Genomic DNA, 13148 nt, shown 5'->3' with positions numbered 1-13148 from the left:
CTCCCGGGCTGTGGGTGATGCCTAGGCTTCACCCACAGCCTGTTCCCACATGAGTAATGCATGAGTCTGACTCGCCTCAATATCCAAGCTTTTCGCAATATCACTTCGGCCCAATTGCTTACCGGCACTGGGCTGAATTTGATCTATGGCCAGAATGGCAGTGGCAAGACCAGCATACTGGAGGCCATCTATTTTCTCGGCATGGGCCGCTCGTTTCGCAGTCACCTGTCGCAGCGGGTGATCAACAACGAGGATGATAAGCTGACCCTGTTCGCCACCCTGACGCTGCCCAGGGGTGAGAGCAAGATAGGCCTGCGACGTTTTCGCAGCGGGGAAACCGAAGTGAAAATCGACGGCGACAAGGTCAAACGCCTGTCGACTCTGGCGGAAACCTTGCCGATACAGGTGATCACCCCGGAGAGTTTTTCCCTGTTGTTCGAAGGTCCCAAATCCCGCAGGCAGTTTATCGACTGGGGCGCCTTTCATGCCGATCCCGAGTTCTACGGTGCCTGGGTCAATGTGAGGCGTATACTTAAGCAACGTAATCAGTTGCTTAGAGATGGCGCTTCCTACACTAACATTCAATATTGGGATAGGGAATTTGTCCGTTATGCCGAGCGGGTAACGGAAATACGAAACCTATATGTAGACTCGTTAAATGAGCTACTTAAGGGTATAATCGAGGAGTTTTTACCGCAGGTGGATGTGAAGGTTTCTTTCACCCGCGGCTGGGACAGCAAAATCGATTTCGCACTCTTGCTCGAAAATCAATATCCCAGAGATCTGGCAACGGGTCATACCGTCAGCGGTCCCCATAAAGCTGACTTGCGGCTCAGGGTCGGCAATTTGCCGGTGCAGGATGCACTGTCCCGTGGCCAGTTGAAATTATTAGTCTGTGCACTGCGTATTGCACAGGGAAAGTTGCTAAAACAACAAATAGATAAGCACAGTATTTATCTGGTGGATGATCTTCCATCCGAGTTGGATGCACAGCATAGGCAACTATTGCTAAAGCAATTAGCCGATACAGGTGCACAAGTGTTTGTGACCGCCATCGAGCCAGCTGCAATAGTCGATTCGTTAGACAAGCCGCCCAGCAGGATTTTTCAGGTGGCGCAGGGTTGTGTGACGGTAATTGAATAACCATTGAGAGAATAATATGTCAGAGAATAGTTACGATTCTTCGAGTATCAAGGTACTGAAGGGCCTTGATGCGGTACGTAAGAGACCTGGGATGTATATTGGCGACACCGACGATGGTACGGGTCTGCATCATATGGTATTCGAAGTAGTCGATAACTCCATCGATGAAGCCCTGGCGGGTCACTGCAGCGATATCACCATCACTATCCATGTGGACGGCTCAGTCTCGGTCAAAGATGACGGCCGGGGTATTCCTGTCGAAATCCATGAGGAAGAAGGGGTTTCCGCCGCAGAAGTCATCATGACGGTACTGCACGCAGGTGGTAAGTTCGACGACAATTCCTATAAGGTCTCAGGTGGTCTGCACGGCGTGGGCGTGTCTGTGGTAAACGCCCTGTCGCAGAAACTGCAAATGACCATTCGCCGTGCCGGTAAGGTATACGAGCAGTTTTATACCATGGGTGTGCCTGACTCACCGATCAAAGAGATTGGCGATGCGGTCAAGACGGGCACGGAAATTCGTTTCTGGCCCAGTGGAGAGACCTTTACCGATCTCGAATTCCATTTCGATATCCTGGCCAAGCGGGTGCGTGAACTGTCTTTCCTCAACTCGGGCGTAGGCATTCGCCTGGTCGACGAGCGCGACAACAGAGACGAATTCTTCAAATACGAAGGCGGCATCAGTGCCTTCGTCGATTACCTGAACCGCAACAAGACGCCCGTGAATAAAGACGTGTTCCATTTCATGCAGGAACGTGACGACGGCATCACAGTCGAAGTCGCCATGCAGTGGAACGACGGTTACCAGGAAAGCATCTTCTGTTTTACCAACAACATTCCTCAGCGTGACGGCGGGACCCACTTGGCGGGCTTCCGCAGTGCCTTGACCCGTAACCTGAACACTTACATGGAACGTGAAGGCTTTAACAAGAAGGGCAAGACCAGCGCCACGGGCGATGATGCCCGCGAAGGTTTGACCGCCGTTATCTCGGTCAAGGTGCCGGATCCCAAATTCAGTTCCCAGACCAAGGATAAGCTGGTCTCCAGCGAGGTGAAGACCGCGGTCGAGCAGACCATGGGTGAACAGCTGAACGACTATCTGCTGGAAAATCCGGCCGATGCCAAGCTGATCGTGGGTAAGATAGTCGATGCGGCCCGTGCCCGTGAAGCGGCCCGTAAGGCCCGTGAGATGACACGTCGTAAAGGCGCCTTGGACTTGGGTGGACTGCCGGGTAAGCTGGCGGATTGCCAAGAGAAAGATCCGGGTCTCTCCGAAATCTACATAGTGGAAGGGGACTCTGCTGGCGGCAGCGCCAAGCAGGGACGTAACCGCAAGAATCAGGCGATTCTGCCGCTCAAGGGCAAGATCCTCAACGTAGAGAAGGCCCGTTTCGACAAGATGCTGTCTTCCCAGGAAGTGGCCACCCTGATCACCGCCCTGGGCTGTGGCATAGGTCGTGACGAATACAACCCGGACAAGACTCGTTACCATAACATCATCATAATGACGGATGCCGACGTCGACGGCTCGCACATTCGTACCTTGCTGTTGACCTTCTTCTTCCGTCAGATGCCCGAGCTTATCGAGCGCGGCTATGTGTATATCGCCCAGCCACCGCTGTTCAAGGTGAAGAAGGGCAAGCAGGAGCAGTACCTGAAAGACGAGCCGGCACTGACTCAGTACCTGACGACTCAGGCATTGGATGGCACCAGCATTTACCCCACCCAGGGTGCCCCCGGCATGTCCGGCGAGCCGCTGGAACGTCTGGTGACCCAGTACCGCGAAGTGGAAGCCATCATTTCCCGCCTGGAACAAAGATACCCGACCCATATCACCAACCGCATGTTGTATCACCCTATGGTGGACAACGAGATGTTGGCCGATGAAGCCAAGATGAAAGCCTGGTGTGATGCCTTCATTGCCGATCTGGTGGAGTTGGAAAGCAGCGGCGTGCTCTATACCGCCGAGCCGATATTGGATCCCGAGCGCAAGGTGTATCTGCCTAAGGTGACTATCCGTAAACACGGTATAGATACCAACTATCTGTTCAGCTATGACTTCTTCCAGTCGAGCGATTATCAACGCCTGGCTAGGCTGGGGGCGGCACTGGATGGCATGATAGAAGAGGGTGGCTATGTGCAGCGCGGTGAGCGGGTCAAAGAAGTCGGCAGCTTCCTGGAAGCGCTGGATTGGACCATCTCCGAAGCCAAGCGCGGTCTCTATATCCAGCGTTATAAAGGGCTGGGCGAGATGAACCCCGAGCAGCTGTGGGAAACCACCATGGATCCAGAGCAGCGTCGCATGTTGCAGGTGACAATCGACGATGCCGTCGGTGCCGATCAGTTGTTTACCTGTTTGATGGGCGATCAGGTCGAGCCGCGCCGTGACTTCATCGAAGCCAACGCCTTGAACGTGGCCAACCTGGACGTCTAGTCGGGTCTGATTGGCGAGAGATGACAATGGGCGCCCAGCGGGCGCCCATTTTTTATGCCGGTCCGCCAGTCAGGGTAATGAGCCAGGGCAAAGCTGACCGCAAGGCTGAGCCTATTTGCCGAGCCTGCGACTCCAGAGGGTATGCCAGTCGAGCAATTCTTCTGCCCGCATGGGTTTGGCAATGTAGAAGCCTTGTACCGTGTCGCAGCTGGAGGCGAGCAAGAAATTCCAGTCATCACTGTCTTCTATGCCTTCGGCCACCGTCTTCATGCCCAGCTTGCGGGCCATTTCCAGGCTGCCTTCGAATATGGCCCTGAGGGAGTTGTCCCGGCAGGCTCCATGCACGAAGCCCTTGTCTATCTTGAGTTCATTGAAGGGCAGGTCATGCAGCTGTACCAGTGAAGAGTGGCCGGTACCGAAATCATCGATCGAGAGGTTGATCCGCTTGAGCCTGAGGCGCGTCAGTATGTCCAGGGTGATCCTTTGGTTGCTCATCAGTTTGCTTTCCGTGACTTCGAGCACCAGCGCCGTCAGTGGAAACCTGGCCTTGTTTGCCGCCGCGACGACGCGATCGGGAAAGGTGACATGGCTGAGGTTGGCCATGGAGACATTGACCGCGACACTGATTTTCAGGCCGGCATCACGCCACTGGCGGGCATGGTGTAAGGCCTGGTTGAGCACTACCTGGGTCAGCGCATCTATCAAGCCATACTGTTCCGCCAAGGGGATGAATTGATCCGGGTAGATTAAGCCATCTTCCGGGTGGTGCCAGCGCACCAAGGTTTCGACGCCAATCAATTTCCCGCTGGTCAGATCCAACTTGGGCTGATAGAAGTTTTCCAGTTCGCCACAGACTATGGCTTGCCGCAATCTGTCGGCTCGGTAGCCGTCGTGCCCGGCCAGCACCGAAGGCGCTAGCCGGCATAGGTCCTGCTGAAATACCTGGCGCAGCTGCTGAGGCGAAACCGGCTTGTTGAGGGCGCCGACCACGGCCAGGCCATGGGCCTTGGCCAACAATTCGGCCGTCTGCAGTATGCGCTTGTCCTCTCCTGTCACCAGCACCAGACGACTGACTGAGCCTATTTCTGCCAGGTTGCGTACCAGCTCGACGCCATCCATTTCCGGCATTTGCAAGTCACAGAAGATCATATCGAAACAGTGACTGTTGTTCTGCATCAATACCAAGGCATCGGCGGCGCGCTCGGTCTGGGTGACCGTCTTGAATCCAAGCCGGTTCAGTTGCTGTCGCAGTAGCCTGATGGCAAAGGGATCATCGTCAATGATGAGTATATCCATGAACTGTCATCTCCTTCTGGCGGTTCAACCTGGGCAAGAGTTCAGCTTCCAGTTTCAGCCGATTTTCCTCCAGCTGCCTCAGTGCCGTGACAACTTCTTGGGGATTTCCCCACTTGGCAGCCTGCTCCAGTTGTTCGCAGCTGTCGGCCATGATGAGGGCCCCGACGGAACGCGACGATGACTTGAGCCTGTGGGCGGTAAAGGCTAACTCCTGCATCCCGGCGGAGGGCTTGGCACTGAGCCGGGCCATGTGTTGTTGCAGGGCGTCGTAATAATCCTGGAGAAACCCTTGAACTATGGCGTCGTCATCTCCGACCAGCTTCTGCAGCACGGCGACATCCAGCACTGCCTCTTTGGGCCGGGATTGCGGCTCCGGCTCCAGGGTGACGGCCGCCAGAGTGACGGCCTGGGGTAGCCATTTCTCGAGGGCGGTGCGTAGCCTGGCGAGTGGCAGAGGCTTGGTCAGATAGCTGTCCATTCCGGCGGCCATGGCGCGGCTCGCTTCGCCGCGCAATGCATTGGCCGTCAATGCCAGTATGGGTATGTGTTGGCCATGGGGTTCTTCCTGGCGTATCGCCCTGGCCAGGGCATAGCCATCCATTTCCGGCATATGCAGATCCGTGATCACCAGAGAGAATTGCTGCTGACGCCAGAGTTCCAGGGCTTGCAGGCCATTGGCCGCGACTTCGCCGGCATAGCCGAGCAGGGCGAATTGTTGCAGTATCACCTTGCGATTTATTTCATCGTCTTCCGCCACCAGGATCAGCCGCCCCTGCGCCTGTGCCGCAGCGTTGCTGGGGACTTCTGCCGGCACTCTGACCTTGGGTTTGTGGGGCTGGACTGTTGCCAGTCCGGCGGCCTTGGCGACCGCATTGAGTAGGCTCCTGCGTCTCAAGGCCTGCCCCTTGGGTGCGACGGCCGCCCCCTGGTCGTCTCCTGTCTCTGTTGCCGCGCCGATAAACAGATAGTGGATCTCGGCTTGGGTGCATGCCGGCTCGGTGGGGAGCGGTGGCAGGTATTCCTGTCCATGAATGATGACGACGGTGCCGCGCAACAGGGTCACGGCGCTGGTGGCCCTGTCCATGTCGGCGAACAGTCGCACCTTGGCACCTGCATGTTCCAGGTAGGCGCACAGATCCTTGCTCTCATAGTCGAGGCTGTTGAGCAGTATGCAGGTCAGTTCAGTGATATTGGGCAGCGGCTCGCTGGGCTGCTCGGCCGCCAGGTTAAATGGCAAGCCGACCCGAAAGCTGGAGCCTTGTCCCAGGGTGCTGTCGACGTCTATCTGGCCGTGCAGCAAGTGGACCAGGCGTTTGCATATGGCCAGTCCCAGCCCTGTGCCGCCGAAACTGCGGGTGGTGGCGGCATCCGCCTGAGTGAAGGGGGTGAAGAGCTTATTCAGCGTTTGTTGCCGCATGCCTATGCCATTGTCTGTGACGGTGAAGTTCAGCTGCAACTGAGGTGGGGCGCTGAGCTCGACCCGCAGCCAGACCTGGCTGTCCCTGTCCGGCATGTTGGCGCAAAACTTGATGGCATTCCCGAGCAGGTTATACAGAATCTGCCTCAGACGTACGTCGTCGACGAGAATTCTGGAGGGGATCTGTGGCGAGATGAACAAGTTGAGCCTGACATTCTTGGCGGCGGCGACGGTTGCCAGAGAATCACACAGGCTCTCGACCAAGTCTTCCACCGCGGTCGGCATTAGGGCTATTTCCAGTTGGCCGGCTTCTATCTTGGAGAAATCGAGGATGTCATCTATGAGTGTCAACAGCGTCTTGGCTGACTGCTCTATCGTCTGCGCCAGATCGCTCTGCTGAGGCAATAAGGGGCTGTGGGCCAATATCTCCGCCATGCTGATCACGCCGTTCATCGGGGTGCGGATCTCATGACTCATGGTGGCCAGAAAGGCCGATTTTGCCGCATTGGCGGCATCCGCCTCCTGTCTGGCACGCTCCAATGCCAGCATGATCTGATTATGTTCGGTAATGTCCCAATTGACCCCGACGATACGCTCGGCTCGCGCCGCCTCATCGTATATCACTGTGCCTACGGCCCGAATGAAGCGCACTGCGCCGTCGGGCCAGATGATGCGATACTCGCTGATGCAGTAACCAGTGCCAGTGACTGCCTCGGCCAACATGCTCTGCGCCTCGGCCAAGTCGTGGGGATGCACGGCCGCGAGCCAGGCCTTGTGGGCATTCGGATATTGCTCCCGTGTCAGCCGATATATGCTGTACATCTGCTCATCCCAGGTGAGTGCATCCCGGGCCAGGTCATAATCCCAGAGGCCGATGGCGCCGGCCCGCGTGGCTTGGGTCAAACGCTCGGCGGTGCGGACTAACTGGAGTTCCCTGGCTTTCCTCTGACTGATATTTTTGACTGTGGCGACAAAACCCGGGGCAGAGACATCTCCCGTCTCCGCCATGGCCAGTTGCAAAGGAAACATTGAGCCATCCTTATGCCTGGCTTCGACTTCACAATCGAGCCGGGCCTGGGCCTGTCCTGGGGCCGGGGGCAATCCCGCCGGCAACAGCAATGTTAGGTTATTGCCTGTGATCTCTGCGGCAGCATAGCCAAAAATCTGCTCTGCGGCGCTATTGCAGGCGGTAATTATGCCCTGATCATCCAGGGTGACGATCCCATCCGGTGCCGAGGTTATTATGGACTCTTGCCTCAGCTTTCCTGTGTGAGCCTGCTTGAACCTGTGTTGCATATCCAGGAGCAGACCACAGCAAATGAGCAAATAGCTGACACCTATTAAGAGTTGCGCCGCCCCCAGGCCGGCAGTCATTCCCCGTGGATGCAGGAGCATGATGAGTTGGGATATCAGGTTGGCCAGTATCGACAGGGACAGCCAGAATACGACTCTGTGATCCGGTTTTTGGGTGAGGTAAAGGTAACCCAACAGGCTCAGCCCCAGCAGCCCCAGTATGCTCAATTCCCCGGGCTGCATCAGCATGGCTGCGAACCCTGAGTCTGAGATATCCACGTCGGCATTGAATAACAACCAAGTGAGGGCGGCCATCATGGGGTAACTCAACCACAGGAGTCCGTGTATGGGCCTGAGACTACGCGACTCATAGTGGCAGACGAGCCAGCTGAGCAATAGCATGACGCCAAAGTGCAGGCGGCTGGCCTGCCAGTGGCCTGCGGCCTGTGATAGCCGCAGCTCAGGTTTGAGATTGAAGTCATCCAGGCTTACCAGCAGTTGGTGGGCGTCCAGTAAGGCGGTACCCAGGAGGCCCAATCCCAGGAGCAGCAGAAAGCCTCGCTTGTCGTAATAGTAGAAATGGATCAGCGCCAGGATGCCTGCGCCGCAGGCCAGCAGAATGAGCACCAGTTGCAGGTAGGTGTGCAACAAGGGACGGCCGAGCCACTCCGACAGACTGAGTCGCCATAGCAGCAGCACGCTTAGCCCTGTGGTACTCACTATTGCCGCGCTTTTTAACCAAGCCAGTGGGCGATTGTGATACAAGATATGACTACTCCCTTAATCAAACAGCCCTGGAGACTCAGCCCTGGGACATAGGGGCAAAAACCTGTCGCCAGGACTCGGGCCCGGGACTATCTCAGGCTCTAAGGTATGAATACGGCCGGCCTGAATGCTGTCGCACATACTGTCAAAGTGTAGCAAAGATATGCGCCGGCCAATGCCAGCGGCGGTCTATTTAACCCGGGTGTTTTACGCCGCTTTTGGGCATGGGTCCGATGGCAATTCCCTGGTCCGCCAACAGCAGTACCAGCGCCCGCACCAACGCCAGCGCCCGGGGATTATCGCCGTGGACACAGAGGCTATCGGCATGCAGGCGGATCTCCCGGCCATCGAGACAGGTGACCTTGCCTTGCTTGACCAGCCTAAGGGCCTGGTGCAGCGCCTTCGACTCTTCAGTTATCAGGGCGCCTGGCATGGCTCTGGGCACCAAAGTGCCATCTGGCAGGTAGGCCCGGTCGACAAAGGCTTCATTAATCGCCCTCAGACCCGCCGCCGCTGCCATCCTGGGGAGTTCAGTCCCCGCCAACCCCATGACAGCCAAACCAGGATCGACCGCCAGGATGGCGGCAACTATCAGCCTTGCGAGGTGAGTATTCTGGGCCGCCTGATTATATAGGGCGCCATGGGGTTTCACGTGAAACATGGGCGCCCCTTCGGCACGGCACACCCGCTGCAGCGCGGTTATTTGTGCCACCAGGGTATCGAATAGCTGGTGATCCTCGAGACGCATCTTATGCCTGCCGAAATGTTCCCTGTCGGGAAAACTTGGGTGGGCCCCTATGCTGACGCCATGCTTCAATGCCAGGCGCACCGCTAGATGCATGCTCTGTGCATCCCCGGCATGGCCGCCACAGGCGATGCTGGCCGAACTGACATAGGCCAATATGGCCTCGTCCTGACCACAGCCTTCCCCCAGGTCGGCATTGAGATCTATCTGAGTTCTAGTTTGCATCTATGCCTCTGGTGAGTCGGTGGAAATAGCTCTGCCAGCGGGCCGTGGCGGCCTGCGCCTCCTGCTGAGTCACTCGATGAAAATAGATGGCCTGTCCCGGGCGGGCCTGCGCCAGTTTCCAGAGATCGGCTGCGATCACCACGGCGATTTTAGGGTAACCCCCTGTGGTCTGGGCATCGGCCAACAGGACTATGGGCTGGCCGGATGGCGGCACCTGGATCACCCCTGGCATCACGGCATGGGATAGCATCTCCAGCGGTTGTTCGAGTCGCAATGCATTTCCCTCCAGCCTGGCGCCCATGCGATTGCTTTGGGGAGAGACTCGCCAGGCCTGAGTCCAGAAGGCTTGCCTGGACTCAGGGGTAAAGGATAGGGTTTCCTGGGTCGTCAACACGCGAACATGGGGTGACCAAGAGGGGAGTTTCACGCCGAGTCGGGTCGTGATGCCTGTGCCGGTTTTCCCCAGGGGCAGAATATCGCCGGCACTCAAGGCCCGGCCCAAATGGCCGCCCATGACGGCATGCAGATCTGTGGCCGCCGAGCCCATGACCAGGGGCACACAAATGCCGCCATCGACGGCCAAATAACCACGCATCCCCCTGTGACAGCCTCTTAAGTTGAGCCGCTGTCCGGCGTTTATCTTGCTGCGCCAGCCGCACCAGATGGCTTGGCCATCGATAGTGGCTGCGAAATCGGCCCCAGTGAGTGAAATCCAGCTGTCACGCCGAAAGCACAGGCTCACAGGTCCTGTGCTGAACTCCAGCACGGGCGCATTGTCCGGATTGGCAAGCAGTCGATTGGCCAGCAGCAGCGCTTGCCTGTCCAGAGCGCCGCATAGCGGCACCCCGAGATGACGGTAGCCGGCCCGGCCAAGATCCTGCACCGTGGTGAGCAAGCCGGCCTCTATGACGCTGAGCATCTTATGTCCCGTCCTCGACAGGGCTGAAGGTCACATAGTCACCCGGCATCAAGAGGCTGGGTGAGTCCGAGGTCGGATCGAACAGGGGGATTTGAGTGTGGCCGAGGAGCTGCCAGCCGCCGGGTGCGGCACTGGGGTAGATGCCCGTCATCTGCCCGCCTATGCCGACGGAGCCGGCCGGCACCATCAGCCTGGGATTGGCGTGTCTCGGGGTATGGAGCCGGGAGGGCAGTCCGCCAAGGTAGGCGAAACCGGGCAAGAAACCGAGGAAGTAGACCCTATATTCGGCGTCGCTGTGCAGGGCTATGAGCTGGGCCCGGGTCAGAGCATGGTATTTGGCGACCGAGTCCAGGTCCGGTCCCGAGTCGCCCCCATAGATGACAGGAATGACGATGCGTTTCCTGTCGGGTTCCCGGTATTTCGCCTGTTGCCAGAGTCGTTGCAGGCGTGATTCCCAATCGGATATATCAAAATCCCGCGCCAGAAACAGGGTGAGGTTATTCATTCCCGGCACTATGTCGTCGAAGTCGCCACTGTGGCGGCACTCGGTGGCGAACCACCAGAGTTTGCCTTGGAGGGCTAAGCTTTGTTGCTGCGAGTCCATGGTGGGGAAGCTCAGCACTATCGCCCGCTCTCCCAGCCTGCTTATCTGTGGCACTAGTGTCATGGCTGTTGGTATCGCTGAAACCCAGGTTCTTCTTTGAAGCTAGGAAAGCAGCAGTGCAAAGTCAAACCAGGGCCCTGGGTACAGTTGACAGTGTGATGATGTATCTAATTGAATTAAAACAAAAAAACGCGCCATCAGGCGCGTTTTTTATCCTAGGGCAAGAGCCTATTGCAGCACAGAGATATCCGCCACATGCAGGAATTGTTCACGCAGGCTGTTAAGCAATGCCAAGCGGTTGTTTTTCAAGTCCTGATCGTCGGCCATCACCATGACATCTTCGAAGAAGAGATCCACACTCTCACGCAGGCCTGATAAGAGGGTCAAGGCTTGCTGATAGTCGGCATTGGCAAACAGAGGTGCCAGTTGCGGCGCCAGTTCATCCAGTTTGGCCGCCAGTGCCTGTTCGGCGCTTTCGGTCAACAGGCCTGGTTGGATGGTGTCAGGCAAGGCGCCTTCCACCTTGGCCAGGATGTTGGAGACCCGCTTGTTGGCCGCCGCCAGGGCTATGGCGGCATCCAGGCTGCGGAAATGCGCTACCGCATTGATGCGACTGTCGAAGTCGGCAGGTCGGGTCGGACGGCGGGCCAATACCGCCAGTATGACGTCGACGCTGATGCCCTTGTCCTGATACCAGGCACGGAAACGCGCCATCAGGAACTCCAGCACTTCGTCGGCGGCATTGGCATTGCTGAGGTTACTGCCATGCAACTCCTGGGCCTTGGCAATCAAATCGACCAGATCCAACGGCAACTTGTTTTCGACTATGATGCGCAAGATGCCGATGGCGGCACGGCGCAGGGCGAAAGGATCGGCTGCGCCCTTGGGTGCCTGGCCTATGCCGAAGATGCCGACCAGGGTATCGAGTTTTTCCGCCAGGGCGACGGCGCAGGATACGCCTGCCATAGGCACAGTATCGCCGGAGAACTTGGGCTTGTACTGTTCTTCCTGCGCCAGGGCCACGGCTTCGTTTTCCCCATCCAGGCGGGCGTAATGCATGCCCATGGTGCCCTGGGTATCGGTAAATTCCATCACCATATTGGTCATGAGATCGGTTTTCGACAGCAGGCCGGCACGGGCCGCATCGACCGCATCGGCGCCTATGCTGGTGGCGATGAAGCCGGCGAGGGCGGAGATGCGCTCGACCCTGGCCTTCAAGGTGCCTAATTGCTTTTGGAATACCACGGTATCCAGGCTGGGCAGGCGTGACTCCAGGCTATGCTTCTTGTCTGTATTGAAGAAGAACTCGGCATCGGCCAGACGCGGGCGGACGACTTTCTCGTTGCCCGAGATGATCTGCGCCGGATCTTTGGATTCAATATTGGTGACGAAGATGAAGTTTGGCAGCAACTTATTGGCGGCATCGAATACCGGGAAGTATTTCTGATCGCCTTTCATAGTGTACACCAGCGCCTCGGAAGGCACGGCGAGGAACTTCTCTTCGAAGCTGGCGGTCAGTACTATCGGCCATTCGACCAATGAGGTCACTTCTTCCAGCAGGCTATCTTGGATATCTGCAGTGCCACCCAATTGCGCCGCGGCTTTCTCGGCATCGGCCTTGATGATGGCCTTACGGGCATGATAGTCGGCCAATACCTTGCCTTTTTCCTGCAGGCTGGTGAGGTAGTTGTCGGCATGATCCAGCTCGAAGCTCGCCTGGCCCATGAAGCGATGGCCACGAATGGTGCGCGCCGACGTGATGCCCAGCAATTCGCCTGGCACCAGCTCCTTGCCCAGAAGCATGGTGACTGTGTGTACCGGACGGATAAACTGCGTCTTGTTGCTACCCCAACGCATAGGCTTAGGGATAGGCAGCTTGTCCAGTGCCCGCTGCGCCATGTCGGCGATTAGGCTCTTGGTGTCGACACCCTGGATCTTGGCGTTGTACACCAACCACTCGCCCTTATCCGTGACCAAACGCTCGGCTTGCTCGACACTTATGCCGTTGCCTCGAGCCCAGCCCTGGGCGGCCTTGGTGGGATGACCGTTGGCATCGAAGGCCGAAGCTATGGCGGGGCCGCGCTTCTCGACCACTTTGTCGGCCTGGGCCTGAGCCAACTGCAAGACATTGATGGCCAAACGGCGCGGTGAGGCGAACCAGAGTGCAGAACCGAAGGGTAAGTCGGCCTTGTTCAGTTCTTCGGTGAAGTTGGCCAGGAAAGATTCGGCCAGCTTGCGCAGTGACTTAGGTGGCAGCTCTTCGGTGCCAATCTCTATGAGTAAGTTTTCAAAATTCATGTGTTTACC

8 protein-coding genes are annotated in these 13148 nt (G+C 57.4%); 2 read left to right on the top strand and 6 right to left on the bottom strand.

The window, feature by feature from the left end; all coding sequences use genetic code 11:
- The first annotated feature begins 60 nt into the window (after positions 1-60).
- Both recF and gyrB read left to right on the top strand, forming a co-directional pair.
- Positions 61-1143: a DNA replication/repair protein RecF gene (recF, locus tag HC757_RS16655; protein WP_169565520.1), complete on the top strand. Its 1083-nt coding sequence runs from the start codon at positions 61-63 to the stop codon at positions 1141-1143.
- A gap of 16 nt (positions 1144-1159) precedes the next feature.
- Positions 1160-3577 (top strand): DNA topoisomerase (ATP-hydrolyzing) subunit B, encoded by a 2418-nt coding sequence (gyrB, locus tag HC757_RS16650; RefSeq protein WP_169565519.1) that lies wholly within the window; start codon positions 1160-1162, stop codon positions 3575-3577.
- A gap of 111 nt (positions 3578-3688) precedes the next feature.
- Here gyrB and HC757_RS16645 read toward each other — a convergent pair whose 3' ends face one another.
- The 6 genes from HC757_RS16645 to glyS form a co-directional block, all read right to left on the bottom strand.
- Positions 3689-4873, bottom strand: coding sequence for an EAL domain-containing response regulator (locus tag HC757_RS16645; protein WP_169565518.1), 1185 nt, complete (start codon positions 4871-4873; stop codon positions 3689-3691).
- Positions 4854-8348: a hybrid sensor histidine kinase/response regulator gene (locus HC757_RS16640; protein ID WP_169565517.1), complete on the bottom strand. Its 3495-nt coding sequence runs from the start codon at positions 8346-8348 to the stop codon at positions 4854-4856. Before HC757_RS16640 ends, HC757_RS16645 begins: the two co-directional genes overlap by 20 nt.
- 193 nt (positions 8349-8541) lie before the next feature.
- Positions 8542-9318 carry a 5-oxoprolinase subunit PxpA gene (gene pxpA, locus HC757_RS16635; protein ID WP_169565516.1) on the bottom strand — a complete coding sequence of 259 codons (777 nt, stop codon included), beginning with the start codon at positions 9316-9318 and terminating at the stop codon, positions 8542-8544.
- On the bottom strand, positions 9308-10237 hold the full coding sequence (locus HC757_RS16630; RefSeq protein WP_169565515.1) for a 5-oxoprolinase subunit C family protein: 930 nt from the start codon (positions 10235-10237) through the stop codon (positions 9308-9310). The genes pxpA and HC757_RS16630 overlap by 11 nt, the downstream gene beginning before the upstream one ends.
- A gap of 1 nt (position 10238) precedes the next feature.
- A complete protein-coding gene (gene pxpB, locus HC757_RS16625) occupies positions 10239-10904 on the bottom strand; it encodes a 5-oxoprolinase subunit PxpB (protein ID WP_169565514.1) in 666 nt (221 codons plus the stop codon).
- A 165-nt stretch (positions 10905-11069) separates the two neighbouring features.
- Positions 11070-13139 (bottom strand): glycine--tRNA ligase subunit beta, encoded by a 2070-nt coding sequence (gene glyS / locus HC757_RS16620; RefSeq protein WP_169565513.1) that lies wholly within the window; start codon positions 13137-13139, stop codon positions 11070-11072.
- Between the last annotated feature and the right edge of the window lie 9 nt (positions 13140-13148).

Source organism: Shewanella salipaludis (assembly GCF_012911865.1).
Taxonomy (GTDB): domain Bacteria; phylum Pseudomonadota; class Gammaproteobacteria; order Enterobacterales; family Shewanellaceae; genus Shewanella; species Shewanella salipaludis.
The sequence above is the reverse complement of the archived record's forward strand: the minus strand, read 5'-3'. Positions and strand labels throughout refer to the sequence as shown.